25 protein-coding genes are annotated in these 25,830 nt (G+C 63.0%); 11 read left to right on the top strand and 14 right to left on the bottom strand.

Annotated features, from left to right (window positions below):
* Positions 1 to 54: 54 nt before the first annotated feature.
* Positions 55 to 903, bottom strand: a complete 849-nt coding sequence (gene trxA, locus GH665_RS02915) for a thioredoxin (RefSeq protein WP_153134595.1) — start codon at positions 901 to 903, stop codon at positions 55 to 57.
* A gap of 97 nt (positions 904 to 1,000) precedes the next feature.
* On the bottom strand, positions 1,001 to 1,876 hold the full coding sequence (locus GH665_RS02920; RefSeq protein WP_153134596.1) for a pirin family protein: 876 nt from the start codon (positions 1,874 to 1,876) through the stop codon (positions 1,001 to 1,003).
* 181 nt (positions 1,877 to 2,057) lie between these two features.
* Here GH665_RS02920 and GH665_RS02925 point away from each other — a divergent pair, with 181 nt between their 5' ends.
* Positions 2,058 to 2,939: an EamA family transporter gene (locus tag GH665_RS02925; protein WP_153134597.1), complete on the top strand. Its 882-nt coding sequence runs from the start codon at positions 2,058 to 2,060 to the stop codon at positions 2,937 to 2,939.
* A gap of 77 nt (positions 2,940 to 3,016) precedes the next feature.
* Here the strand turns inward: GH665_RS02925 and GH665_RS02930 are convergent, their stop codons facing one another.
* Both GH665_RS02930 and tsaE read right to left on the bottom strand, forming a co-directional pair.
* The gene (locus tag GH665_RS02930) at positions 3,017 to 4,594 is read right to left on the bottom strand and encodes an N-acetylmuramoyl-L-alanine amidase (RefSeq protein ID WP_153134598.1); all 1,578 of its coding nucleotides are present in this window, start codon (positions 4,592 to 4,594) and stop codon (positions 3,017 to 3,019) included.
* Entirely contained in the window at positions 4,576 to 5,172 is a 597-nt protein-coding gene (tsaE, locus tag GH665_RS02935; RefSeq protein WP_153134599.1) for a tRNA (adenosine(37)-N6)-threonylcarbamoyltransferase complex ATPase subunit type 1 TsaE, read from the bottom strand. The genes GH665_RS02930 and tsaE overlap by 19 nt, the downstream gene beginning before the upstream one ends.
* 17 nt (positions 5,173 to 5,189) lie before the next feature.
* Here tsaE and queG point away from each other — a divergent pair, with 17 nt between their 5' ends.
* From queG to xerD, 3 genes are all read left to right on the top strand, one after another.
* Positions 5,190 to 6,431, top strand: coding sequence for a tRNA epoxyqueuosine(34) reductase QueG (queG, locus tag GH665_RS02940; RefSeq protein WP_153134600.1), 1,242 nt, complete (start codon positions 5,190 to 5,192; stop codon positions 6,429 to 6,431).
* 98 nt (positions 6,432 to 6,529) lie between these two features.
* Positions 6,530 to 7,000, top strand: coding sequence for a methylated-DNA--[protein]-cysteine S-methyltransferase (locus GH665_RS02945; RefSeq protein ID WP_153134601.1), 471 nt, complete (start codon positions 6,530 to 6,532; stop codon positions 6,998 to 7,000).
* Positions 6,997 to 7,932: a site-specific tyrosine recombinase XerD gene (gene xerD / locus GH665_RS02950; RefSeq protein ID WP_028197947.1), complete on the top strand. Its 936-nt coding sequence runs from the start codon at positions 6,997 to 6,999 to the stop codon at positions 7,930 to 7,932. Before GH665_RS02945 ends, xerD begins: the two co-directional genes overlap by 4 nt.
* A gap of 37 nt (positions 7,933 to 7,969) precedes the next feature.
* Here the strand turns inward: xerD and GH665_RS02955 are convergent, their stop codons facing one another.
* Positions 7,970 to 9,532 carry a class I adenylate-forming enzyme family protein gene (locus GH665_RS02955; RefSeq protein ID WP_153134602.1) on the bottom strand — a complete coding sequence of 521 codons (1,563 nt, stop codon included), beginning with the start codon at positions 9,530 to 9,532 and terminating at the stop codon, positions 7,970 to 7,972.
* A 140-nt stretch (positions 9,533 to 9,672) separates the two neighbouring features.
* On the opposite strand from GH665_RS02955, the gene ybaK reads away from it, so the two are divergent.
* Positions 9,673 to 10,164 (top strand): Cys-tRNA(Pro) deacylase, encoded by a 492-nt coding sequence (ybaK, locus tag GH665_RS02960; protein WP_153134603.1) that lies wholly within the window; start codon positions 9,673 to 9,675, stop codon positions 10,162 to 10,164.
* A 114-nt stretch (positions 10,165 to 10,278) separates the two neighbouring features.
* Positions 10,279 to 10,923: a glycerol-3-phosphate 1-O-acyltransferase PlsY gene (gene plsY, locus GH665_RS02965; RefSeq protein ID WP_153134604.1), complete on the top strand. Its 645-nt coding sequence runs from the start codon at positions 10,279 to 10,281 to the stop codon at positions 10,921 to 10,923.
* A 90-nt stretch (positions 10,924 to 11,013) separates the two neighbouring features.
* Here the strand turns inward: plsY and GH665_RS02970 are convergent, their stop codons facing one another.
* The gene (locus GH665_RS02970) at positions 11,014 to 11,499 is read right to left on the bottom strand and encodes a YajQ family cyclic di-GMP-binding protein (RefSeq protein WP_028197943.1); all 486 of its coding nucleotides are present in this window, start codon (positions 11,497 to 11,499) and stop codon (positions 11,014 to 11,016) included.
* A 184-nt stretch (positions 11,500 to 11,683) separates the two neighbouring features.
* Between GH665_RS02970 and murB the strand changes: the two genes are divergently transcribed.
* Positions 11,684 to 12,724, top strand: a complete 1,041-nt coding sequence (gene murB, locus GH665_RS02975) for a UDP-N-acetylmuramate dehydrogenase (RefSeq protein WP_153134605.1) — start codon at positions 11,684 to 11,686, stop codon at positions 12,722 to 12,724.
* A 145-nt stretch (positions 12,725 to 12,869) separates the two neighbouring features.
* On the opposite strand, the gene GH665_RS02980 is transcribed toward murB, so the two are convergent.
* Complete coding sequence (locus GH665_RS02980; RefSeq protein WP_153134606.1) at positions 12,870 to 14,096, bottom strand: argininosuccinate synthase; 1,227 nt, start codon at positions 14,094 to 14,096, stop codon at positions 12,870 to 12,872.
* A gap of 249 nt (positions 14,097 to 14,345) precedes the next feature.
* Entirely contained in the window at positions 14,346 to 15,275 is a 930-nt protein-coding gene (gene argF, locus GH665_RS02985; RefSeq protein ID WP_028197940.1) for an ornithine carbamoyltransferase, read from the bottom strand.
* 436 nt (positions 15,276 to 15,711) lie between these two features.
* Between argF and GH665_RS02990 the strand changes: the two genes are divergently transcribed.
* Positions 15,712 to 16,062: a DUF3579 domain-containing protein gene (locus tag GH665_RS02990; RefSeq protein ID WP_153134607.1), complete on the top strand. Its 351-nt coding sequence runs from the start codon at positions 15,712 to 15,714 to the stop codon at positions 16,060 to 16,062.
* A gap of 265 nt (positions 16,063 to 16,327) precedes the next feature.
* On the opposite strand, the gene rpsT is transcribed toward GH665_RS02990, so the two are convergent.
* The gene (gene rpsT, locus GH665_RS02995; RefSeq protein WP_054034306.1) at positions 16,328 to 16,606 is read right to left on the bottom strand and encodes a 30S ribosomal protein S20; all 279 of its coding nucleotides are present in this window, start codon (positions 16,604 to 16,606) and stop codon (positions 16,328 to 16,330) included.
* Between the two features lie 537 nt (positions 16,607 to 17,143).
* Between rpsT and murJ the strand changes: the two genes are divergently transcribed.
* Both murJ and GH665_RS03005 read left to right on the top strand, forming a co-directional pair.
* Positions 17,144 to 18,694 carry a murein biosynthesis integral membrane protein MurJ gene (gene murJ / locus GH665_RS03000; RefSeq protein ID WP_153134608.1) on the top strand — a complete coding sequence of 517 codons (1,551 nt, stop codon included), beginning with the start codon at positions 17,144 to 17,146 and terminating at the stop codon, positions 18,692 to 18,694.
* Positions 18,695 to 18,699: 5 nt separating this feature from the next.
* Positions 18,700 to 19,542, top strand: a complete 843-nt coding sequence (locus GH665_RS03005) for a SirB1 family protein (RefSeq protein WP_153138195.1) — start codon at positions 18,700 to 18,702, stop codon at positions 19,540 to 19,542.
* A gap of 108 nt (positions 19,543 to 19,650) precedes the next feature.
* Here the strand turns inward: GH665_RS03005 and GH665_RS03010 are convergent, their stop codons facing one another.
* The 5 genes from GH665_RS03010 to lpxK all read right to left on the bottom strand — a co-directional run bounded on the left by GH665_RS03010 (position 19,651) and on the right by lpxK (position 23,742).
* Positions 19,651 to 20,409 (bottom strand): 3-hydroxyacyl-CoA dehydrogenase, encoded by a 759-nt coding sequence (locus GH665_RS03010; RefSeq protein ID WP_153134609.1) that lies wholly within the window; start codon positions 20,407 to 20,409, stop codon positions 19,651 to 19,653.
* Positions 20,410 to 20,692: 283 nt separating this feature from the next.
* Positions 20,693 to 21,358, bottom strand: a complete 666-nt coding sequence (adk, locus tag GH665_RS03015; protein ID WP_153134610.1) for an adenylate kinase — start codon at positions 21,356 to 21,358, stop codon at positions 20,693 to 20,695.
* 214 nt (positions 21,359 to 21,572) lie between these two features.
* Positions 21,573 to 22,373 carry a 3-deoxy-manno-octulosonate cytidylyltransferase gene (kdsB, locus tag GH665_RS03020; protein ID WP_153134611.1) on the bottom strand — a complete coding sequence of 267 codons (801 nt, stop codon included), beginning with the start codon at positions 22,371 to 22,373 and terminating at the stop codon, positions 21,573 to 21,575.
* A 168-nt stretch (positions 22,374 to 22,541) separates the two neighbouring features.
* Entirely contained in the window at positions 22,542 to 22,745 is a 204-nt protein-coding gene (locus GH665_RS03025) for a Trm112 family protein (protein ID WP_006050060.1), read from the bottom strand.
* Positions 22,726 to 23,742, bottom strand: coding sequence for a tetraacyldisaccharide 4'-kinase (lpxK, locus tag GH665_RS03030; RefSeq protein WP_153134612.1), 1,017 nt, complete (start codon positions 23,740 to 23,742; stop codon positions 22,726 to 22,728). The genes GH665_RS03025 and lpxK overlap by 20 nt, the downstream gene beginning before the upstream one ends.
* A gap of 589 nt (positions 23,743 to 24,331) precedes the next feature.
* Between lpxK and xseA the strand changes: the two genes are divergently transcribed.
* On the top strand, positions 24,332 to 25,711 hold the full coding sequence (xseA, locus tag GH665_RS03040) for an exodeoxyribonuclease VII large subunit (RefSeq protein WP_153134614.1): 1,380 nt from the start codon (positions 24,332 to 24,334) through the stop codon (positions 25,709 to 25,711).
* The last annotated feature ends 119 nt before the right edge of the window (positions 25,712 to 25,830 follow it).

A 25,830-nucleotide genomic window follows, 5' to 3' on the forward strand; every position in this document is an offset into this window, starting at 1 on the left:
CAGCGCGTTCAGACGCGGCTGCCGCACCGCACCTGAACGCAGTACGGACTGGAACTAGAACAGCAGCGCGCTCAGCTTGCGCCGCCATTGCGACACCAGCTCCGGCTGATGCGCGGCGAGATCGAACACCGAAAGCATCGTCTTACGGCCGATGTCTTCGCGGAACGTGCGGTCGCGTTGCACGATGGCTAGCAGATGCTCAAGTGCGCCTTCGTATTTGCGGCGGGCAATGAGCGCACTAGCCAGATCGAAGCGGGCTTCGAGATCGTCCGGATGCGCCGCGACTTTGGCTTCGAGCGCGTCCGTAGGCGGCAGATCTGCCGCTGCATCCACGGCGTCGAGCCGGGTCTTGATCGCGTTGAAGCGGGCGTCGATCCCTTGCGTGGTTTTCGGCGACAGCAGGTCGACTTCATTGCGCGCTTCGTCGATGCGGTGATCTTCGAGCAGCATCTCGATGCGGTCCATGCGCGCATCGTCGAAACCCGGGTCGTAGGCGAGCGCGGCTTGCAGCGCGTTGTAGGCATCTTCGCGGCGGCCTTCAGCCAGTGCGGCTTGCGCTTCAAGACGTGACGCGTCCGCACCTTGCGGTACGAGGCGCTCGATGAATTCGCGCAACTGGCCTTCCGGCAGCACGCCGACGAATTGATCGACCGGCTGGCCATCGGCAAACGCCATCACGTGCGGAATGCTGCGCACCTGGAAGTGCGCGGCCAGTTCCTGATTCTCGTCCACGTTCACCTTGACGAGCTTCCATTTGCCGGCGGCTTCGGCTTCGAGCTTCTCCAGCATTGGGCCGAGCGTCTTGCAGGGACCGCACCACGGTGCCCAGAAATCGACCAGCACAGGGGCCAGTGTCGACGCCGTGATGACGTCCCGTTCGAAAGTGGCCAGCGTGGTATCCATTACGTCCTCGTCGATAAAACAGTTGATGGTTAGGTGGGGGCGTGTGCAGCGAATTCAATGACTCGGCGCGGCGAATGCAGGCCGCCGCCACGCTGGCTTATTTTTTCAGCGGCAGCGGAATCCACTCGGTTTCACCCGGCACCTTGCCCATCTCCTGATTGGTCCACGCCAGCTTCGCGGCTTCGATCTTCTCGCGCGAACTGGCGACGAAATTCCATTCGATAAAGCGCTCGCCATCCAGTTTTTCACCACCGAGCAGCATGACACGCGCGCCGTGGGTGCTGGCAAGCGTGACGGTTTCGTCGAGCGCGAGCACGGCCATCTGACCTGCTTCGAGCGGTGTGCCGTCGATCTCCAGATCGCCTTCTGCCAGATAGACGCCGCGCTCCTCGTGTTCCGGTTCGAGCGCGAAGGCGCCACCCGGGGCGAACTCCGCAGCCACATACAGCGTGCCGGAAAAGGTCGCGACCGGCGAGGTCGCGCCGAACGCGGTGCCCGCGATCACGCGCAGTGTGACGCCGTTGCGTTCGACCACCGGCAGCGTGTCGGCCGTGTGATGAGAGAAGGACGGCTCGATATCTTCGTCTTCGAGCGGTAGCGCGACCCAGGTCTGGATGCCGTGCATGGTCTGGCCGCTCGCGCGCTCTTCGGCGGGCGTGCGTTCGGAATGGACGATGCCGCGGCCCGACGTCATCCAGTTGACGTCGCCCGGGACGATCTTCTGCTCGGAGCCGAGGCTGTCGCGATGCATGATCGAACCTTCGAACAGATACGTGACGGTTGCGAGGCCGATATGCGGGTGGGGACGTACGTCGAGTCCGACGCCGGGATCGAGCGTGGCAGGGCCCATGTGGTCGAAAAAGATGAACGGACCGATCAGGCGCGCCGCCATGGCCGGCAGCACGCGCCGCACGGTGAGGTTGCCGACGTCGCGTAAATGCGGTTTGAGAACGGCTTTGATCGAGGAAGACATGGGCGGGCTCGGCTGAAAGGGGGGAGTCGGTTTTTTTGCTCGATAGACGATTCTACTGCGGAGGGCGGAATGCCGACGGTTTGCGCCGCATGGCGACTTCGGGATTCCGTAATGCGCGCGGCTCCCCTGGCGCGGCGGGCTCCGCTAAACTGCCAGATCGAACAACCAAATGGAGACTGGGATGTCGCCCAGGGACTTACTGCTCGCGCTGGTCGTCGTGGTGGCGTGGGGCGTCAATTTCGTGGTGATCAAGGTGGGTCTGCACGGCGTGCCGCCCATGCTGCTCGGCGCGCTGCGCTTCACGCTCGCCGCGGTGCCCGCTGTGTTCTTCGTCAAACGGCCGCAGATGCCCTGGCGCTGGCTGTTTGCTTACGGCGCGACGATTTCATTCGGGCAATTCGCTTTCCTGTTCTCGGCCATGTACGTCGGCATGCCGGCGGGGCTCGCTTCGCTTGTCTTGCAGGCACAGGCGTTCTTCACGCTGATTTTCGCGGCCCTCTTTCTGCATGAGCGCTTTCGCGTGCCGAACGTGGTCGGGTTGTTGATCGCGGCGGGCGGTCTCGCGATCATCGGCATGCAAGGCGGCCATGCGATGACGCTCGCCGGTTTCGTCCTCACGTTGTGCGCTGCATGTTCGTGGGCGCTCGGCAACATCGTCACCAAGAAGGTCGGCAAGGTCGATCTGGTCGGGCTGGTGGTGTGGGGCAGCCTGATTCCGCCGTTGCCGTTCCTCGCGCTGTCGTACGCATTCGAAGGGCCGCAGCGGATCGTCGCGGCGTTGTCCGGGATCAGCGCGATGTCGATTTTCGCCATCGTGTACCTCGCGTTTATCGCGACGTTGATCGGCTATGGTCTGTGGAGCCGGCTTTTGTCGCGCTATCCGGCCAGCCAGGTGGCGCCGTTCTCGCTGCTGGTGCCGATTGTCGGACTGGCGTCGGCTTCCCTGTTTCTCGACGAGCACTTGTCCACGGTGCAGATCGTGGGCGCCTTGCTGGTGATGGCGGGTTTGGCGGTGAATGTGTTCGGCGGTTGGGTCGTGCAACGTTTTTCACCGGCGCGTTGAATAGCGCTCAAGCGTGACGCAGAAAAAAACGGCCGCATCGAGCGGCCGTTTTCTTGTTGGCTGCGTGCCACGCCGCATCAAGTCATGCGGTTCTTGGCCAAGGGCGGATTCGCCGCGAAATAGCGCTTGATGCCGGTCATGATCGCATCGGCCATCTTGTCGCGATATGCGTCGTCGTTCAGGCGGCGCTCCTCGTCCGGGTTGCTGATGAACGCGGTCTCCACCAGGATCGACGGAATGTCCGGCGCCTTCAGCACGGCGAATCCGGCCTGCTCGACCGAACCCTTGTGCAGCTTGTTGATACCGCCGATCTCCTTCAGCACGAAGTTGCCGTAGCGCATCGAATCGCGAATCTGCGCGGTGGTCGACATATCGAACAGCGCGCGGTTGACGGTGGCGTCGGCGGACTTGATGTTGATACCGCCGATCTGATCCGACGAGTTCTCCTTGTTTGCCATCCAGCGCGCCGCGGCGCTCGACGCGCCGTGCTCCGACAAGGCGAACACGGACGAGCCCTTCGCTTCGGGCGTGGTGAACGCGTCGGCGTGGATCGACACGAACAGGTCCGCGCCTACGCGACGCGCCTTCTGCACGCGCACGTTGAGCGGCACGAAGAAATCGGCGTCGCGCGTCATCATGGAACGCATGTTCGGTTGTGCGTCGATTTTCGCGCGCAGCTTCTTCGCGATGTCGAGGGCAACGTGCTTCTCGTAGGTCCCTCCGCCGCCAATCGCGCCCGGATCTTCGCCGCCGTGACCCGGATCGATTGCGACCGTGAGCAAACGCACGGTGTTGCTCTTGCCGGTCTTCGGGTTGGTGAAGGCGTAGTTATCGCTGCTGTCGCTGTCGTCGCCGCCCAGATTGCTGCCGCTCGTGCCGCCCTTGTTGCGGGCGATCGCGGTGGGCGGCGCGACGGGCGCCGTCGGTGTGGCAGGTTTGCCGAGGATGGGCGGAACGGGCGTCGGCGCGATATGTGCCGGCGGGCGTGGCACGCCCGAGCCGTTCCCGCTACTGCCGTTCTGCGCATAACGCTCGAAGAAGGCTTCGCTGTTGTCGGCGGTGGGCGGCGTGGTGCCCGGGCCGCTTAGCGTGGCGGGCGGCGCGTTGTTTTCTTCCAGCGTTTGCTGCTTGCGCTCGGTCTGTGCGAGCAGATCCATCAGCGGATCGGGTGCGACCGCGGGGTACAGGTCGAACACCAGCCGGTATTTGTACGCGCCGACGGGCGGCAGCGTGAACACCTGCGGCTTCACCGAGCCCTTCAGATCGAACACCATGCGCACGACGTGCGGCTGATATTGACCGACGCGCACCGACTGGATCTGCGGGTCGTTCGGCGTAATCTTCGATACCAGATCCTTCAGCGCCTGATCCAGGTCGAGGCCGCTCAGATCGACCACCAGCCGGTCCGGACCCTGCAGCAACTGCTGCGTGTTCTGCAAAGGCTGATCCGACTCGATCGTTACGCGTGTGTAATCGCGCGCCGGCCAGACCCGCACACCCAGCACCGAACTCGCCCACGCGAGGCGCGGAGCGACCAGGCCGAGTACCAGCGTGGAAGCGCCTGCGCGCAGAATCTGCCGGCGCCGCCAGTTATGCGTTGCGGTGGCCGCCGATTCGATCGAGCGGAACGGTTTGATTAACATCTTTCGAGACATGCCTTTCCTGATTCGCTGTATGCCCGTGCAACGAGTACCCGGCCCTCGCCCTCCTGGTCCAGGTCGAGCGCGAAGACGAGATCCGGTACGCCAAGCAGACGCCCGGCGCGCTGCGGCCATTCGACGAGGCAAATAGCGCCGCTGTCGAAGTACTCGCGAAAGCCGGCGTCGGCCCATTCGGCCGGGTCGGTGAATCTGTACAGATCGAAGTGATAGAGCGCGAGTTCCCCAACGGGCCGCTCGAGCACGTAGGGTTCGACAAGCGTGTAAGTGGGACTGCGCACGCGGCCTGTGTGGCCGAGGCCGCGCAAGGTCGCGCGCACGAGTGTGGTTTTGCCGGCGCCGAGGTCGCCGACGAGTTGTACTTGCAGGCCCTGGAATGCCTGATGAGTTTCCGTGCCCGGCGTGGCTTGCTGCGGGTTTTGCCGCGGGTTTTGCTGCAATTCGCGCACGCTTTCGATTGCCCGTGCAAAGCGCTCGCCGAATGCATTGCTGGCGGCCTCGTCCGCGAGCGCGAAGGAGCGTTCGAGCAGGATATCGGCGGGCGGTTGGATCGCGAGATCGGGATTGACGGGCATTCTCGTAAAATGGCGTGATGAACCGAAGTCCGGAGTCCCCTGTTTCCTGCACGTCCGCGTCTGACGACGATGCGCATGCTGAGCGTCATTTCGATGAAACGGCGCTGAATGCGCTCGCGCTCAACATCAAAACGTGGGGCCGTGAACTGGGTTTCGGGGCAATCGGTATCAGCGACACCGATCTCTCCGCTGCCGAAGCGCCGCTTGCAGCATGGCTGGACGCGGGTTGCCACGGCGAGATGGATTATATGGCGAAACACGGTATGAAACGCGCGCGGCCCGCCGAGCTTGTGGCCGGCACGCGACGTGTGATTACCGCGCGCATTGCCTATTTGCCCGCTCAGACATTGAGTGGAAAGGCGCGCGAAAGCGCTTTGCAGGACTCGCCGCGGATACCGCAAGACTGGCGCGCAGCCGAGCATGCGCGGCTTGCGGACCCATCGGCGGCGGTGGTCTCGATCTATGCGCGGGGTCGCGATTATCACAAGGTGATGCGTAACCGTCTGCAACAACTAGCCGAGAAAATCGAGGCGGCGATCGGTGCATTCGGCTACCGCGTATTTACCGATTCGGCGCCGGTGCTCGAAGTTGAACTTGCGCAGAAGGCTGGGATCGGCTGGCGCGGCAAGCACACGCTGCTGCTGCAGCGGGATGCGGGGTCGCTGTTTTTTCTCGGCGAGATCTACGTCGACGTGCCCTTGCCTACCGATGCCGAGACCTCGCCTGACGATGCGCCTGAAACGCCGGGCGCGCATTGCGGCAGTTGCACGCGCTGCATCGGCGCTTGCCCGACGGGTGCGATTGTTGCGCCGTACAAGGTCGATGCGCGCCTCTGTATTTCGTATCTGACGATCGAATTGAAGGGCAATATTCCCCTGGAAATGCGGCCGCTGATCGGTAATCGTGTGTATGGCTGCGACGATTGCCAGCTCGTCTGTCCGTGGAACAAGTTTGCGCAGGCCGCACCGGTCGCCGATTTCGATGTGCGGCACGGGCTCGATCGCGCGACGCTGGTTGAACTGTTTGCATGGAGCGCGGAAGACTTCGATACGCGCATGCAGGGGAGTGCGATTCGCCGTATCGGCTATGAGAGCTGGCTGCGCAATCTGGCGGTGGGGATGGGTAATGCGCTGCGGGCCTCTTCGGAGCATCTGGACGCGGATGCGCGCGCGGCGATTGTCCACGCGCTTGAATTGCGCGTCGGAGACCCTTCTGCCGTTGTGCGAGAGCATGTGGAATGGGCGTTGGAAGCGGCGTAAAGTAGCGGCAATCCGGCGGCGGGTGGCATGCCTGCAACCCATGCAGGTACGCTACCGTGAGGTTTAAAAGGCACCGGTTCAGTCATGAGGCAAGCACCATGTTCAACGCAGTGATCGATGCACCGTTCGGCAAGGTCGGCATTCGTCTCGAAGGCGAGGCCGTGCGCGAGATCGTCTACTTGCCGGAGTCGGTGCAGAGCGTTGCACCGGACACGCTATTGGCCAGACAGGCCGCCGGGCAGATCGAGCGTTATTTCGAGCGTGCGTCCGCGAAGTTCGAATTGCCACTGGCGGAGGTCGGCACCGCGTTCCAGCGCCGCGTGTGGCAAGCGATCAGCGACATTCCGCCTGGCGTCGTGCTGACCTATGGACAACTGGCACGGCAGGTCGGCAGCGTCCCGCGCGCGGTCGGCCAGGCGTGCGGCTCCAACTATTTCCCGATTGTGGTTCCATGTCATCGGGTGGTGAGTTCGAGCGGTATCGGCGGATTCGCGCATACGGGTGGAGACGGCTTCTTTCGCAACGTCAAGCGTTGGCTTCTGGCGCATGAAGGCATTCCCTACGCATGAGCGACACCGTGACTGAAGACGCGCTCGTCGCGTCGCCTTTGTTTGTGGCGAGCTCGGCCTCGATCGATGCATTCTGCGACGCGCTGTGGCTCGAACACGGCTTGTCGCGCAACACGCTCGACGCGTACCGGCGCGATCTGCGGCTGTTCTGCGAATGGCTCGCACAAACCCGCAACACGTCGCTCGACACCGCCAGCGAGGCCGATCTCAACGCCTACAGCGCGGCGCGCCAGAAAGACAAATCGACCTCGGCGAACCGGCGGCTCTCGGTGTTTCGCCGCTACTACGGCTGGGCGGTGCGCGAACATCGCGCAAAGGTCGATCCGACGGTACGCATCCGTTCGGCCAAGCAGCCGCCGCGTTTTCCGTCGACGCTCACTGAAGCACAGGTTGAGGCGCTGCTCGGTGCGCCGGATATCGATACGCCCTTGGGCCTGCGCGACCGCACCATGCTGGAGTTGATGTACGCGAGCGGTTTGCGTGTAACCGAACTCGTCACGTTGAAGACCGTGGAAGTGGGCCTGAACGAAGGCGTCGTGCGTGTGATGGGCAAGGGTTCGAAAGAGCGCCTGATTCCATTCGGCGAAGAGGCTCACGGCTGGATCGAACGCTATCTGCGCGAAGCGCGCCCCGCGTTGCTGGGGGCGCGCGCGACGGATGCGCTGTTCGTCACGAGCCGCGCGGAGGGCATGACCCGTCAGCAGTTCTGGAACATCATCAAGCGTCACGCGGCAGCGGCCGATGTGCACGCGCCGCTCTCGCCGCATACGCTGCGGCACGCGTTCGCGACGCACCTGCTGAACCATGGCGCCGACTTGCGCGTCGTGCAGCTGCTGCTCGGTCATACGGATATCTCGACCACGCAGATCTATACGCACGTGGCCCGCGAACGGCTGAAGTCGTTGCATGCGCAGCATCATCCGCGCGGATGATCCACACAAGGTGCGCTACTTGCGTTTAGCCGCGCCGTTAGATGAACTCGCGCAACCGGTGCTTGAGAATCTTGCCCGTCGACGCCGCCGGCAGCGCGGCGAGCACCTTCACTTCAGCAGGGCGCTTGTAGGGCGCGAGACGCTCGCCGCACCACGCGATCAGTTCCGCTGGCGACACCGTTGCTCCCGCGATCAATTCGACGAACGCGACCACTTCCTCGTTGCCCTCTACCGCGCGCCCGATCACGGCCGATTGCACCACCTGCGGATGCGCGTTCAACACATGCTCGACTTCCGACGGGTACACGTTGAAGCCCGAGCGGATGATCAACTCCTTGCTGCGCCCGACGATATGCAATGCACCGTCTGCGTCCTGGCGGGCGAGGTCGCCGGTTTTGAGCCAGCCCTCTTCGGTGACGGCAGTACGGGTTTGCTCAGGGTTCCGGTAATAGCCGAGCATCACATTCGGGCCGCGCACCCATAGTTCGCCGATTTCGCCCGCCGCGGCATCCACGCCATCGGGTCGGACGAATCGCACGTCGACGCCGGGAATGACTTCGCCGACCGAGCAATCGCTGCGCGGTGCGTCGAGCATGGTGTGCGCGACGGTCGGGCTGCTTTCGGTCATACCGTAGCCGTTGTGCAGCGTAAGGCCGTAGACGCTTTCGACGTGCGCCTTTAGTGCAGCATCGAGCGGCGAGCCGCCCGAATAGGCGAAGCGCAGATGTGGCGCGGACCAGGTGTGGCCATGCGTGTGCAAATGTTCGAGCAGTTTGGCGTGCATGGCCGGAACGCCCTGGAAGATCGATACGCGTTCTTCGGCGAGCGCGCGCCGCACCGCTTCCGGCGCGAAACGCGGCGCGAGACGCAAGGTTGCACCGGCGTGCAGGCTGCCGAGGCAAACCGAGGCGAAACCGTACACGTGCGAGATCGGCAGAACGGCGTACACCACATCGTCCGGCCCGACTTTGCGCAAGCGGCTCGACACGGCCGCGATGAAGAGCAGATTGCGATGCGACAGCATCACACCCTTAGGCGCACCGGTGGTTCCCGTGGTGTAGATCAGCGCGGCGCATTGGCGGTGATTGGCGGCTTCGACCGGCTCGGTTTTCGCGTTGGCGTCGATCGCGTACGACCAGCCGCCGATATCCGGCGTGATGGCAGGCGCCTTGACGGCTTGATGCCGCTCGGCATGCTGTTGGGCATCCACGGAGCTTTCGACCGCGTAGGCGACCACGCGAGGCTGCGCATGCGCACGGATTGCGTCGAGTTCCGCAGCCGACAGGCGTGCGTTCGACACCAGCGCCCACGCGTCGAGTTTCGCGGTCGCGAACAGCAGCACGATCTGCGCGATGCTGTTCTCGGCCACGATCATCACGCGATCGCCGCCACGCACCCCCCATGCGCGCAGCAGCGCGGTGGCGGCGTCGACGGCTTCCAGAAGCTGTGCATTGGTCAAGCGGCGCGCGTCCTCGATCAAGGCGACGTGCTGCGGATCGCGCGCGGCCGCAAGCACCGGGATTTCGGCGATGCGCGCGGGCAGGCCGGCCAGTAACGCGGGGATGTCGATAGTGGAACGGGTGGCGGAATCGAGGTTCAACGCTGTCTCCAGGAGGCAATCCGGTACCCGGCATGCGGTGCGCCGGAACATTTGCGAACGATCGTGCCACAATCGCCGGGCCCGCACAATTGGCCGTTCGGCAAATAGCCGTTGTGCAAACTCGCTATTACAATGCGCCGATGAGCAAATCCAGACACGTCTCCGAAACGCCCGCGACGCAGTTTCTGCGCCGCCATGGCGTCACTTTCGGCGAGCATCCTTACGATTATGTCGAGCATGGCGGCACTGAAGAGTCGGCGCGCCAGCTTGGCGTGGACGAACATCATGTCGTGAAGACTTTGGTGATGGAAGACGAGCACGCCAAGCCGCTGATCGTGCTGATGCACGGCGACCGCACCGTCAGCACCAAGAATCTGGCGCGGCAGATTGGCGCGAAACGCGTCGAGCCGTGCAAGCCCGAGGTAGCGAACCGGCATTCGGGTTATCTGATCGGCGGGACGTCGCCGTTCGGGACGCGCAAGCAGATGCCGGTGTATGTGGAGTCCAGCATTCTCGAGATGGACAAAATCTGGCTGAACGGCGGCCGGCGAGGTTTTCTGGTCAGCATCGAGCCCGGGATCTTGACCGGTTTGCTGGCGGCGCAGCCGGTTCAGTGCGCGAGCGTCGATTGACGTTTGCCTGAATGTTGGCCGGGCAGGCGGGTTCGGTAGAATGTGCGCCGCCTTGTTCCCTGTTGCGGTTGGAGTATCGAGTTTCAGACCGCCGATCCTTATAAGAGTCCCCAGATGCAAAACCTGATCGTTGCTGTCGTTGCCTACCTGATCGGCTCGGTGTCGTTTGCCGTGATCGTGAGCGCCGCGATGGGGCTAGACGACCCGCGCTCGTATGGTTCGGGCAATCCGGGCGCCACTAACGTGCTACGCAGCGGCAGCAAGAAGGCCGCGATTCTCACGCTGATCGGCGACGCCTTCAAAGGCTGGTTGCCGGTGTGGTGCGTGGTGCACTTCGGCGCGCGCTACGGCCTCGACGATACGTCGGTTGCGATTGCGTGCATCGCCGTGTTTCTCGGCCACCTGTATCCGGTCTTCTTCCGCTTCAAAGGCGGCAAGGGCGTGGCGACCGCCGCGGGTGTGCTGCTCGCGATCAATCCGATCCTCGGTATTGCTACTTTGCTGACGTGGCTGATCGTGGCGTTCTTCACGCGCTATTCCTCGCTGGCGGCTTTAGCCGCGGCCGTATTCGCACCGCTCTTCGACGGTTTTCTGTTCGGGCCGCATATCATCGCGCTGGCGATTGTCGTGATGAGTTCGCTGCTGGTATGGCGTCACCGCGGCAATATCGCCAAGCTGATGCGCGGCCAGGAAAGCCGCATCGGCGACAAGAAGAAAGCCGACGCGGCGGGGAGCGCGGCGGGCGGTAACGAGTCTTGAGTGTGGGCCCGCTGGCGGGCCTCAACGGGGCCTCAACGCACGCCCACTACCAGGCGTCAACGCGCGCCTGGTTTTAAGCGTCACGCGCGTTCAGTCACGGAAGTTGTTGAAGTCGAGCGGCGTGTCAGTCACGTCCTTGCGCAGCATCGCGATCACACTTTGCAGATCGTCGCGCTTGCCGCCGGTGATGCGCACCGCGTCGCCCTGAATGCTCGCCTGGACCTTGATCTTGCTGTCCTTCACGAGACGCACGATTTTCTTCGACAGATCGCCGGACACGCCTTTCTTGATCTTGATGACCTGCTTGACCTTGTCGCCGCCGATCTTCTCGATCTTGCCGTAGTCGAGAAAGCGCACGTCCACATTGCGCTTGGCCATTTTCGACAGCAGGACGTCTTTGACCTGGCCGAGCTTGAAATCGTCGTCGGCGTAGGCCGTGATTTCACTTTCCTTGTGCTCGACACGCGCGTCCGACCCTTTGAAGTCGAAGCGGGTTGAAATTTCCTTGTTGGACTGCTCGATCGCGTTCTTGACTTCGATCATGTCCGCTTCGCAGACGACGTCAAACGATGGCATTGTTTTCTCCCAATGGTGCTGCGGTGCGTGGCGCAACCGGTCGGCTGCTCACGGGGCACTCGCTATAATCACGAACCTGGTGTCATTTTACCGATGCCACTCCCTTTTGCCTAAGGCCGCCGCGCATTGTCGCGCGGCTGGGGCCAGATGCCGTTTCGTTCGCCGTCCCATTCTTCCTATTCCGATGTCTCTATTCGACTCCGCCGCGTTCGTTGCCGGCTATCCGCTGAAGGCGCATAACACCTTCGGTTTCGATGTTCGCGCGCACTTCGCGTGCCGGATCGAGCACGAAGCGCAACTGATGGCTGCCGTGCGCGATCCGCGCGGCGCCGGCTTGCCGCGGCTGGTGCTGGGCGGCGGCAGCAATGTCGTGCTGACGAACGACTTCGCCGGACTGGTGCTGCTGGTGGCGCTGCGAGGCCGCCGCGTCGTGCGTGAGGACGATGACGCCTGGTACGTCGAGGCGGCCGCCGGCGAGCCGTGGCACGAGTTTGTCGCATGGACTTTGTCGCAAGGGCTGCCTGGATTGGAGAACCTCGCGCTGATTCCCGGGACGGTGGGCGCGGCGCCGATTCAGAACATCGGCGCGTACGGGCTGGAAATGTGCGAGCGGTTTGCGTCGCTGCGAGCGGTTGAGCTGGAAACGGGCGCCGTGGTCGAACTCGATGCCGCCGCTTGCCGATTCGGCTACCGTGACAGTTTTTTCAAGCGGGAAGGGCGCGACCGTTTTGTGATTACTTCGGTCACGTTCCGTTTGCCGAAGGTTTGGCAGCCGCGCGCCGGCTATGCGGATATCGCGCGCGAACTGGCTGCGGGCGGCCATGCCGCGGCCGCGCCGAGTGCGCAGGCGATTTTCGACGCTGTAGTCGCAGTGCGGCGCGCCAAGCTGCCCGACCCGCTTCAGCTTGGTAACGCGGGGAGTTTCTTCAAGAATCCGGTCGTGGAGGCGGCGCAGTTCGAGGCGCTGAAGCTCAAGGAGCCGGAGGTCGTGTCTTACCTTCAACCGGACGGCCGGGTGAAGCTCGCCGCGGGCTGGTTGATCGATCGATGTGGCTGGAAAGGCCGTGCGATGGGCGCGGCGGCGGTGCATCAGCGGCAGGCGCTGGTGCTGGTGAATCTCGGCGGCGCGAGCGGGGCGGAGGTATTGGCGCTTGCAAAGGCGGTGCAGCGGGACGTGCTGGCACGGTTTGGGGTGGAGTTGGAGGCGGAACCGGTTTGTTTGTGATGGCGTAAGTGGCTTGCGGCAAGGAAAAAAGGCGCCGGGAGAAAACTCCCGGCGCCTTTTTTTGCGTCTGTGATTCAGTGCCGGCCGCGCCTCGCGGCGCTTAACTTCGCTTACGCGAAGTTAGCCTTCACCGAAACGCCCGTGCTCAGCCGCGCTGACGACGTGCGTTTTCAGCAATCCGCATACGCAGCGCGTTCAGCTTGATGAAGCCGCCAGCATCGGCCTGGTTGTAAGCGCCGCCGTCGTCGTCGAACGTGGCAATGGTCTTGTCGAACAGCGTTTCTTTCGAATCGCGCGCGACAACCGAGACGCTGCCCTTGTACAGCTTCACACGCACCCAGCCATTGACCTTCTCTTGCGTATGGTCGATCAGCACCTGGATTGCGCGGCGCTCCGGGCTCCACCAGTAGCCGTTATAAATCAGCGACGCGTAACGGGCCATCAGATCGTCTTTCAGATGAGCCACTTCACGGTCGAGCGTGATCGACTCGATACCGCGGTGCGCCTTCAGCATGATCGTGCCGCCCGGCGTTTCATAGCAGCCGCGCGACTTCATGCCGACGTAACGGTTTTCGACCAGATCCAGACGGCCGATGCCGTGCTTGCCGCCCAGGCGGTTCAGCTCGGTCAGCATCTCAGCCGGCGACAAACGCTTGCCGTTGATCGCGACCGGGTCGCCGTGCTCATACTCGATGTCGAGGTACTCAGCCTGATCCGGCGCCTGTTCCGGCGACACCGTCCAACGCCACATATCGGCTTCGGCCTCGGCCTTCGGGTCTTCCAGGTGACGGCCTTCGAACGAGATGTGCAGCAGGTTCGCGTCCATCGAATACGGCGCGCCGCCTTGCTTGTGCTTCATTTCGATCGGAATACCGGCCTTTTCGGCGTACGCGAGCAGCTTTTCGCGCGACAGCAGATCCCATTCACGCCACGGCGCGATCACCTTGATGCCCGGTTCCAGCGCGTAGTAACCGAGTTCGAAACGAACCTGGTCGTTGCCCTTGCCGGTTGCGCCGTGCGAGACCGCTTGCGCGCCGGTGGCACGAGCGATTTCGATCTGACGCTTGGCGATCAGCGGACGCGCGATCGACGTACCCAGCAGGTACTCGCCTTCGTAGATCGTGTTGGCGCGGAACATCGGGAACACGTAGTCGCGCACGAATTCTTCGCGCAGGTCTTCAATGAAGATGTTGTCCTGCTTGATGCCGAGTTGCAGGGCTTTTTTGCGCGCCGGTTCCAGCTCTTCGCCCTGGCCGATGTCGGCCGTAAACGTGACGACTTCGGCGTCGTAGTTGTCCTGCAACCACTTCAGGATGACGGAGGTGTCGAGGCCGCCCGAATAGGCGAGCACGACTTTCTTGATATCGCTCATGGTGAACTCGTAGCTGGAGAAAGCTGGAAAACAAGGCGCACCGGCGGTTCCGGAGCGCGGAAAACCACTATTTTGACACTAAACCGCCGCTTGCCCGCGTTTTTGGAGCAAGGCGGCGGATAAGCCGGGTCCGCTTACAACCGTGGACAACCCGTGGACGCCGGCCTGATGCGTGGCGCTAAACGTGGATGCCTTGCCTCGTATTCAAGGCCCCGTCGCGCTTCACGCAGGTGCTGCGTAGCGGCTCGCTCAATGATTGAGCTTGCCGAGCAGCAGATATTCCATCAACGCCTTTTGCACGTGCAGACGATTTTCCGCTTCGTCCCACACGACGCTTTGCGGGCCGTCGATCACTTCCGCGCTGACTTCCTCGCCGCGATGGGCGGGCAGGCAGTGCATGAACAATGCGTCGGAATTGGCGCGCGCCATCATGTCAGCGTCTACGCACCAGTCCGCGAAGGCTTTCTTGCGGGCTTCGTTTTCGGCCTCGAAGCCCATGCTGGTCCACACGTCGGTGGTGACCAGATCGGCACCCGTGCAAGCCTCGTTCGGATCGTCGAATTCCTGATAGAACGGGGCGCTTTCAGGCGCGACCATCGCGTGGTCGAGTTTGTAGCCCGGCGGCGTGGATAGGCGCAGCTTGAAGCCGAGAATCTGGGCGGCTTCGATCCACGTGTACAGCATGTTGTTGGCGTCGCCGACCCATGCGACCGTCTTGCCGCGAATCGGACCGCGATGCTCGAAATACGTGAAGATGTCCGCCAGCACCTGGCACGGGTGATATTCATTGGTCAGCCCATTGATCACCGGCACGCGCGAATTCTCGGCGAAGCGCTGAAGAATGTCCTGGCCGAACGTACGGATCATGATGATGTCGACCATGCGCGAGATCACCTGCGCCGCGTCTTCAATCGGTTCGCCGCGGCCGAGTTGCGTGTCGCGCGTGCTCATGAAGACGGCGTGGCCGCCTAGCTGGAAGATGCCGGCTTCGAACGACAGGCGCGTGCGCGTCGAATTTTTTTCGAAGATCATCGCCAGCGTGCGGTCGTGCAGCGGGTGGTAGGTCTCGTAGTTCTTGAACTTGCGTTTCAGAATGCGCGCGCGTTCCAGCACGTACTCGTAGTCGTCCAGCGAGAAATCCTTGAACTGCAGGTAGTGGCGAATTTTCTTGGCGGTCATGAAACAAATACGGCGGTCTCACCCGGCAGGATTGCCGGACGGCGCCGCCGTCGTTTGTGGTAACTCAATGCAGCATAAAGGATTTCGCCCCGTTTGACGAGTCGGCTAAAAGGTCGGGCAAGCCGGCTGAAAGCCTTTCGCAACCCTCAAACGGGGCTTGTGTGCGCTGCGGAAAAAGGTCCGCTGCGCTATAATCTACCGGTTATCCCTAAGCCCAGCAGGCCGGTATTGAGCTTGCGGGACACGGCTCGCGCGCTCCGGAAAGTTTCCTCGCGGTGCGCCGTCATGATGAGCGCCGCGGCGGCTTGTCCGGCCCTTCGCGGTATCTGGCGGCGCAGCTCGCCAATCAGGCGTGGTCACGTGTTCAGGCATCCCAAAGCCGCTTTGCAGTCAGCTTTGCCGTCATTCCGCTGGGCAGTCACACAGGTATTCCTACATGGCCGAAGCAGCTCCAACCGAATATTTCATTCAGGGCATCACGTCGACCGGGAAAAAGTTTCGGCCGAGCGACTGGTCGGAGCGGCTCGCAGGCGTCATGGCATGCTTTGGCCCCAGCCCGGGCGGCAAGGGGCCGAACGCTTATCTGCAATACTCGCTGTACGTGCGGCCCACCATGATCGGCGACCTCAAGTGCGTGATTCTCGATTCGCGCTTGCGCGATATCGAACCGATGGCGTTCGACTTCGTTCTGAACTTCGCGAAAGACAACGATCTTCTCGTGACGGAGGCTTGCGAGTTGCAACTCGAGCAGCATGCCGCGCCGAAAGAGAAGCGGCATGTGATTTAGCGGCAGCCTCTGCCGGATCGGCAAAAAAACAAAAACCCGCAGCTAGCGGGTTTTTTTGTGCCTGAAGCAGTGGCTTCGGGGCGGGCGGCTCCGGTGCGGTGGCTTCGATGGGCCGCCAACTGAGTCGCGAACAGGCGAGAGTCAGTATCCGGTTCCGTCAGTGCCAGGCAAAACCCAGGCAAACCCAAGCAAAAAAGCCCGCCGAAGCGAGCCTTTCCGTTGCAGCGGAAACAGGAGGTAGCCCACCGAAGCGGGCTGACCGAATTTACTGCGCTGCAGGCGCTTGCAGACCCTTGAGGGCTGCAGCCAGACGGCTCTTGTTACGAGCTGCCTTGTTCTTGTGAACGATTTTCTTGTCGGCGATGATGTCGATGGTCTTCGACGATGCCTGGAAGATCTCAACGGCCTTAGCCTTGTCGCCGGCTTCGATTGCCTTGCGAACAGCCTTGATAGCCGTGCGGAACTTCGAGCGCAGTGCCGAGTTGTGCGAGTTTGCCTTGGCGGCCTGGCGGGCGCGCTTACGTGCTTGTGCGGAGTTAGCCATGACGGTTCCTTATCCTGTTCCTGTTTCCAGTACCTGACCTTCAAGTGGGTGAGGTGCTGCTTTTAGATCGAACTCTTGGAAGCGATTGCCCAAGAGCGCAAAAAGTGTCGAAAAAAATCGATCGGACTACGCGAAGGCGCGCCCGTGTTCGGAGTATTTCGAGGATAAAGGTGACCGTTTGATGCCGACCTGAACCCCGTCCGAAAATTGAGCGAGCTTCGAAACCGGCGATTATAGCAACAAAATTAGGCACGTGGCAACGGGGAATCGTCAAACCCGGCGTGCCGGCTGCCGCGCGAGATCCGGGATTCTGCCAGCCCTGACTGGGGCGGGATCGCCTGCGGGCGTGCCGGCGACTGTGCGGCAACAGGTGAGCGGATGGCAGGCCCGGCACGCAAGTGGTACGGCGGGCAGCAAAAAAAACAAACAAAAAACGGCCCGATTCGCTCGTCTGAACGAACGTCTGCGGCGCAAATCGGTCCGATTCGCGTTCTGGCTCGTCGTTCGCCCCTGTGGCACCCGTATAATAAGCGCCCCATGAATCTATTCCGAGCCCTGCTGACGGTCAGCGGCTTCACGCTGCTGTCGCGCGTGACCGGACTGGCCCGCGAAACGCTGATCGCCCGCGCGTTTGGTGCCAGTCAATACACTGACGCGTTTTACGTCGCCTTCCGCATCCCGAACCTGTTGCGTCGCATTTCCGCCGAGGGTGCGTTCTCACAGGCCTTCGTGCCGATTCTCGCCGAGTTCAAGAACCAGCAAGGACACGACGCCACCAAGGCGCTGGTCGACGCTACCTCGACGGTGCTGGCCTGGGCGCTCGCGATTCTCTCGGTGATCGGCGTGGTGGGAGCCTCGGGCGTGGTGTTCATCGTCGCGTCGGGGCTCGCGCATGAAGGCCAGGCCTATGCGCTCGCGGTCACGATGACGCGCATCATGTTCCCGTACATCATTTTCATCTCGCTGACGTCGCTGGCGTCGGGCGTGCTGAATACGTACAAGAATTTTTCGCTGCCCGCGTTCGCCCCGGTCCTGCTGAACGTGGCGTTCATCTTCGCGGCGGTGTTCGTCGCGCCGCGCCTGCAAACGCCGGTGTATGCGCTTGCGTGGGCGGTGATCGCCGGCGGTGTGCTGCAGTTCATCGTGCAGCTGCCAGGTCTGAAGAAGATCGACATGCTGCCGCGCATCGGCCTGAATCCGCTGAAAGCGCTCGCGCATCGCGGTGTGAAGCGGGTCCTGTCGAAGATGGTGCCGGCAATGTTCGCCGTATCGGTCGCGCAGATTAGTCTGATCATCAACACCAACATTGCGTCGCGGATCGGCCCGGGTGCTGTTTCCTGGATCAATTACGCCGACCGGCTGATGGAGTTTCCGACCGCGCTGCTCGGTGTCGCACTTGGCACGATCCTGCTGCCGAGCCTGTCGAAGGCGCACGTGGATGCCGATTCGCACGAGTATTCGTCGCTGCTCGACTGGGGGCTGCGCGTCACCTTCCTGCTGGCCGCGCCGAGCGCCATCGCGCTGTTTTTCTTCGCTCAGCCGCTCACCGCGACGCTGTTCCACTACGGTAAGTTCGACGGCAACTCCGTGGTGATGGTCGGTCGCGCGCTGTCTGCCTATGGCATCGGCCTGATCGGCCTGATTCTCATCAAGATCCTTGCGCCCGGCTTTTACGCCAAGCAGGACATCAAGACGCCGGTGAAGATCGGCGTCGGCGTGCTGATTGCCACACAAGTGAGCAACTATCTGTTCGTGCCGATTTTCGCGCATGCGGGCCTCACGCTGAGCGTCGGGCTCGGTGCTTGCGTCAACGCGCTGTTCCTGTTCCTCGGTTTGCGCAAGCGCGGCATCTATACACCGTCGAAAGGCTGGTTGAAGTTCTTCGTGCAATTGTTCGGCGCCTGCCTGGTGCTGGCCGGCGTGATGCATTGGTTCGCGATCAGCTTCGACTGGATCGGCATGCACAGCCGGCCGGTCGATCGCATCGTGTTGCTGGGGGCGTGCCTCGTTCTGTTCGCCGCGCTATATTTCGGTATGCTTTGGCTGATGGGCTTCAAGTACGCGTATTTCAAAAGGCGAGTGAAGTGATCACGATGACGCGAGTTCTCGACTATTTCAGTACGCTGGTTGCCGAAGATGACAGCCTGCCGCTGACCGAGGCGGCGCTCTCGCTCGCGCAGGACGCTTATCCCGATCTCGATTTGCAAGGCACGCTGGCCGAGATCGACGAGCTGGTTTTGCGTTTGCAGCGCCGCATGCCGGACGACGCCGACATCAGGCAGAAGGTCGGCATTCTGAACCGGTTCTTCTTTCGCGAGCTGGGTTTCGCCAGCAACCTCAACGATTATTACGACCCCGACAACAGTCATCTGAACGCAGTGCTGAAGCGCCGCCGCGGCATTCCGATTTCGCTGGCGGTGCTGTATCTGGAGATGGCCGAGCAGATCGGCATTCCGGCACGCGGCGTGTCGTTTCCGGGTCACTTCCTGTTGCGCGTGACAACGCCGGATGGCGACGTGATGCTCGATCCGACTACCGGGCATTCGCTGTCCGAGTCGCAGATGGTGGATATGCTGGAGCCCTATGTGGCGTCGGCGGGCGACTCGGTGAGCCGGGCATTGCGCATGTTGCTGCAGCCGGCTACGCGCCGCGAAATCATCGCTCGTATGCTGCGGAATCTGAAGTCGACTTATCTTCAGACAGAACGCTGGCAGCGTCTGTTGGCGGTGCAGCAGCGTCTTGTGATCCTGCTGCCGGACAGCATCGAGGAAGTGCGCGACCGCGGGTTCGCCTATGCGCGGCTCGATTACCTGCGCCCGGCGCTCGAAGATCTCGAGCGCTATCTCGGCGACCGGCCGGACGCGGAAGACGCGACGGTGGTGGAATCGCAGTTGCATGAACTGCGCCAACGCACCCAATACGACGACCGCGACTGAGAGCGGTTCAACGGCGCAAAACAGAACGCCTGCCAGCGAGTCATGCTGATTCACTGGCAGGCGTTTTTCATTGGCACAGCCGCGCAATACTGCACGCCGGATGCATTGTTACTTCGGCTGCATCCGGATCGCGCCGTCCAGACGAATCACTTCGCCGTTGAGCATCGGATTGTCGAAGATCTGCTTGGCCAGCATTGCGTACTCCGCCGGTTTGCCCAGGCGCGGCGGGAACGGCACCATTGCGCCGAGCGCGTCCTGCACTTCCTGCGGCATGCCGAGCAGCATGGGCGTTTCGAAGATGCCCGGCGCAATCGTCATCACACGAATCGCGTTGCGCGACAGATCACGGGCGATCGGCAGCGTCATGCCGACCACGCCGCTCTTGGACGCCGCATACGCGGCCTGGCCGATCTGGCCGTCAAATGCCGCCACCGAGGCCGTGTTGATGATCACGCCACGCTCGCCATTCGCATTCGGTTCGTTCTTCGACATGGCCGCGGCGGCGAGCCGGATCATGTTAAAGGTGCCGATCAGATTGATGGAGATGGTGCGGGAAAACGATTCGAGCGGATGCGGGCCGTCTTTGCCGACCGTCTTGATGGCGGGCGCAACACCCGCGCAATTGACGAGGCCGCGCAGCGTGCCGAGTTTTGTGGCGGCTTCGACGGCTTGCGTGGCGTCGTCTTCCCGGCTCACGTCGCATTTGACGAATACGCCGCCGAGTTCTTTCGCGAGCGCGTCACCCGCGTCCTGATTCAGATCGGCCAGCACTACCTTGCCGCCGTTCTCGACGAGAAGGCGCGCTGTGGCCGCGCCGAGTCCCGATGCACCGCCGGTGATCAGGAATACGTTGTCACGAATCTCCATGTCTTCTCCTTTGCTTCGGTTCAGTAATGTCTTGATCGAATATTTTTTCGATGATCGATTGTAACGGCTATGCTGCAATGCGGAAAGTGAGGCTGGCTCCGACCGCCGTGCGCCTTCGCGGGCAGCCTGCAGCACCGCCAGGCTGATACGGATGGCTAATTAATATCGGGCAGGGTGGGCGCCGCCGGCGCATGGCGATGCATGCCGTGCGATATAGCACGCAATAAAAAAACCCGCCGGCATGGGCGGGTTTTTCATACGGCAGGCAAGCACAGACGCGAGCTTATTTCAACGCGTCGAACGCGCGGCCGCGAATTTCTTCGACCGTGCCGAGGCCCGAAATGCGGCGATATTGCGGTGCCTTCAACGAGGTCGCCGGGTCGCCGTTCTGCGCCCAGTTGTTGTAGTACTCGATCAGCGGCTTGGTTTGCGCAACGTACACGTCGAGGCGCTTCTTGACCGTTTCTTCCTTGTCGTCGTCGCGCTGGATCAGCGGTTCGCCGGTCACGTCGTCCACACCTTCGACCTTCGGCGGGTTGAACTTGACGTGGTACGTACGGCCCGACGCGGCGTGCGAGCGGCGGCCGCTCATCCGCACGATGATCTCGTCGAACGGCACGTCGATTTCCAGCACGTAGTCGATCGCGACGCCCGCCTGCTTCATCGCTTCGGCTTGCGGAATAGTGCGCGGAAAACCGTCGAACAGATAGCCGTTCACGCAATCCGGCTGTTGCAGACGTTCCTTCACCAGGTTGATGATCAACTCGTCTGTTACCAGCTCGCCGGCGTCCATGAAGCGCTTTGCCTCAATGCCGAGCGGCGTGCCTGCCTTAACGGCGGCACGCAGCATGTCACCGGTGGAAATTTGCGGAATGCCGAACTTTTCCTTGATGAAGTTTGCCTGAGTGCCCTTGCCCGCGCCGGGCGCACCCAAAAGGATCAAACGCATGTGATATCTCCAGATCTATGTGAATTCTTTGGTAGCGCTGCAGTCATCCCACGATTCGTCGAGGGACCCGCGTCGGCAGCCGTTTCGAGTCTCGCGCTGCACGTCGATAACGACGGCGCTGCAAGGCGGTAACGGCGCGACCGGGGCAAACCCTGACTCTCGCATTTAACGGGAGGCGCGCACAACCGTCCGATTATGCCATGGGTTTTTACGCTCACGCCCCGAATAAAGCCTGCACGCGCGCGAGATCGGCGGGCGTGTCGACGCCGGGCAGCGGCGCATTCTCCGTGACCAGCACCGCGATTCGCTCGCCGTGCCACATCGCGCGCAGTTGTTCGAGCGCTTCGACCTGCTCGATCGGCGAAATCGCGAGGCTCGGATAGGTGCGCAGGAACTGGGCGCGATACGCGTACAGGCCGATATGGCGATAGACGACCGCGGGTGCCGGCGGCGTAGGCATCGACGCCACATCGGGCCAATGCGGTTGATACGCGTCGCGTGCCCACGGAATCGGTGCGCGCGAGAAATACAGCGCGACGGCGCGCGCGTCGAGCACGACCTTGACGACGTTCGGATTGAAAATTTCCGCGGCATCGGTGATCGGATGCGCGGCGGTGGCGATCGCGCATCCGTGGCTCGACGCCAGGTGCGACGCGACGCCGCACACGAGCGCCGGATCGATCAACGGCTCGTCGCCTTGCACGTTCACCACGATCGTGTCGTCGCTCCAGCCGAACTGTGCCGCCACTTCCGCGAGACGGTCGGTGCCCGACGGATGATCGGCGCGCGTCAGCACGGCGTCGAAGCCGTGCTCGCGGGCCACATCCAGCACCGCTTGCGCGTCGGAGGCGATCAGCACCTGTTGCGCGCCCGATTCGCGTGCACGTTCGGCGACCCGCACCACCATCGGCTTGCCGCCAATGTCGGCGAGCGGTTTGTTGGGCAGGCGCGACGAGGCGAGCCGGGCCGGTACGACGGCGACAAACGGAGGAGTGGTGACGTTAGCGTTGGTCATCGGAAGGACGGGCGGCGATTAAGCCGGAAGAAAGCGCTCGCAAGTCGTGCACTGCGCGCGCCAATGAGAAAGAGGGCAAATACGACGGTGAATTGCGGCGGATCGGAGAGCCAGGGCGCGCCGAATCTCGCCACCCCGCATCTTGCCCGCACCGGGCACAACCCCGATTCAGGCGACCGAGCCCGGATTCAGGTCGACCGGTGTGCCTTCGACGGTCTGGCGCGCTTCGTCGACCAGCATCACGGGAATACCGTCGCGGATGGGATAGGCAAGCTTGTCCGCGTTGCAGATCAGTTCCTGCGCAGAACGGTCGTAGCTGAGCGGGCCCTTGCAGATCGGGCAGACGAGAATTTCAAGCAGGCGAGCGTCCACGGACTTTCTCCACAACTAATGCAATGAGGCGATGATCGAGCGCGGCTTCGACAGGAACAACCCAGATGCGCGCGTCGCGCCAGGACCCTAATTTTACCGCATCCTTTTCGGTTATCAGGATGGTGTCCGCGTCGACGTCCGTAAAAGGATTGCGCTCGAACGCGTAGTGATCCGGCAAAGCGCGGGTGGTCGGCGTGAGACCGGCCGCGCGCAGCGTCGCGAAAAAGCGTTCGGGTGAGCCGATGCCGGCCGCCGCCAGCACGCGCTCGCCGCTGAATTGCACGAGCGGGCGGCGCAGACCGGGGTTGTCGAGATGCCAGGCGTCGCCGGGCGCAAGTTGCAGCGCGAACGTATTCGGCCAGGGGGGCAGCGTGCGGGCGTATGGATCGTTGACCAGCGTCGCGTCGCGGCGGCGCGACAGCGGCTCGCGCAGCGGACCGGCCGGCAGCAGAAAACCGTTGCCGCCGAGCCGGTGATCGAAGACCACCAGTTCGGCGTCGCGCTCGAGGCGGTAGTGCTGCAAGCCGTCGTCGCTGACAATCACGTCGACTTCGCGATGCGCGGCGCACAATGCCTGCGCGGCCGCGACGCGATCCGGGCAGACCCACACCGGTGCGCCGGTGCGGCGCGCGATCAGCAACGGTTCGTCGCCGCCGACGTTTGCCGCCGAGGCCGCGAGAACCGGCGTCGGTTCTTTGACGCGCGCGCCATAGCCGCGCGACACCACGCCGGGCTTGAAGCCGGCGGCGCGCAAGGCTTCGACCAGCGCGATGACGGTCGGTGTCTTGCCGGTGCCGCCGACGGTCACGTTGCCGACCACCACCACCGGCACGCCAATGCGCACGGATTTCAGCCAGCCGAACGAGAAGGCGGCGCGGCGCGCGGCGGCAATCGCGCCGAATACACACGCGAAGGGTGTCAGCGCCCACGCAAGCGGGCCACGCTGCTGCCATTCGCGCGCAAGGCGTGCTTCGAGACGGTTGTTCAGGCCGCTCATTGGCGAGCCGCAAGGACGGGCGATGCACCGCGCGCCCGAAGGAGGCGGGGCGGCATGGAAGTGCCAGGTGCGATACGCGGGGCAAGCATCAACGCGGTTCTCCGGACAATCGAAAAGGGCAGCAAAAAGGTGCAGCGGGATGAAGCAGCGGCCGCAGCCGATGCGCTCGCGCAGCGTGGCGTCAGTGTGCCGTAATGGCGAGCGCCGCGGGGCTTTCGGCATGCTGTCGAACCCGCCACTCTAGCGCGCGGGCGTCCCGCCCGGCAAGTCGCGCGTCCCGCATCGCGTGGCAGGCAGCGGCGCCGGACGATGCCCACAGCCTGTGGATAACTTTGTGGAGAACCTGCCTGTCAATCGGCTGGGAGGGCCGCGCCGAGCGCTCCGTATCGGCAATCGTTCTCTTTAATGAGATGCAAATGCCATATAAATCAACGACATGCTTCCAATTCACACGGTCTGGCGGGCGATCTGGACGGTATTTGTCTAATGGGTCCCGGCATGTGGACACTTTTAACAATTTGGCCGCCGCGCTGGACGCCGCTGGCCACTCGGTCTATCGTCTGTCCGGCCAGTCACAGATATTCCTCGCATGAATTCCGAAAGCCCTTTTGCTTCGTCGGCTACGCCCGGCGGTGAAGTCGTCGTCCCCGTTTCCGCGCTCAACCGGGCGATCGGCACGATGCTCGAACGCTCGTTTCCGCTCGTCTGGGTGGCGGGAGAAGTGTCGAACTTCACCCGTGCCGCGAGCGGCCACTGGTATTTCTCGATCAAGGACGCCCAGGCGCAGATGCGCTGCGTGATGTTCCGCGGCCGCGCGCAATACGCCGAGTTCACGCCGCGCGAAGGCGACCGCATCGAAGTACGCGCGTTGGTGACCATGTATGAGCCGCGCGGCGAGTTGCAACTCAATGTGGAAGCGGTGCGCCGCACCGGGCAAGGGCGTCTTTACGAAGCCTTTCTCAAGCTGAAGGCGCAGCTCGAAGCCGAGGGTCTCTTTGCCGCCGAGCGCAAACGCCCGTTGCCGGCCCATCCACGTGCGATCGGCATCGTGACATCGCTCCAGGCGGCGGCATTGCGCGACGTCCTGACCACCTTGTCGCGCCGCGCGCCGCATATTCCGGTGATCGTCTATCCGGCGCCGGTGCAGGGTGTGGGCGTGAGCGCCAAGCTGGCCGACATGGTCGACGCGGCCAACGCGCGGCGCGAAGTCGAGGTGCTGATCGTGTGCCGCGGCGGCGGTTCGATTGAAGACCTGTGGGCGTTCAACGAAGAAGTGCTGGCGCGTGCAATCGCCGAAAGCGCCATTCCGGTGGTGAGTGGCGTGGGGCACGAAACCGATTTCACGATCGCCGACTTTGCCGCCGATGTGCGCGCGCCGACGCCCACCGGCGCCGCCGAACTCGTCAGCCCGCAGCGTGTGCTGTTGCTGCGCGAACTCGATCATCGGCATGCGACGCTCGCCCGCGGTTTTGGCCGCATGATGGAGCGGCGCGCCCAGCAACTCGACTGGCTCGCGCGGCGGCTCGTGTCGCCGGCCGAGCGGCTCACGCGGCAGCGCACCCATTTGCAGCAATTGAGCGTGCGGCTGGCATCGGCGGGGGCGCGCCCGGTGCGTGACGCCCGAGCGCGGTTTTCTCTGCTGCAGATGCGCTGGCAGCGCTGGCGTCCCGATCTCGCCGCGCATCAGGCGAAACTCGGCAACCTCTCGCAACGTCTGGACGCGGCATTGTTACGCCAGCATGAACGTCAGTCCGCGCGGATCGACACGCTGGCCGCGCGGCTCGAAGTGTTGAGTCCGAAGCGCACGCTGGAGCGCGGCTATGCCGCCGTGCTCGACGCGCAGAGCGGCCGCGCGGTGCGCGCGCCGTCGTCGCTGAAACCGGGGCGGCGCCTGACGGTGCATCTCGCCGAAGGGGCCGCGGACATTGCGCTCGCCGATGTGCAGCCGCGTCTGACCGACGCTTTCTGACAGTTCGCCGGCAGCCGCCCGAGGCGTCTTTTCGACATCCGCATGGGGCAGGCACAACTCATGCGAAAGCACTAATTACGCTATGTGTGCGGCAAGTTCGCCGATGCCGGACATAAAGT

This window comes from Paraburkholderia agricolaris (genome assembly GCF_009455635.1).
Taxonomy (GTDB): Bacteria; Pseudomonadota; Gammaproteobacteria; order Burkholderiales; family Burkholderiaceae; genus Paraburkholderia; species Paraburkholderia agricolaris.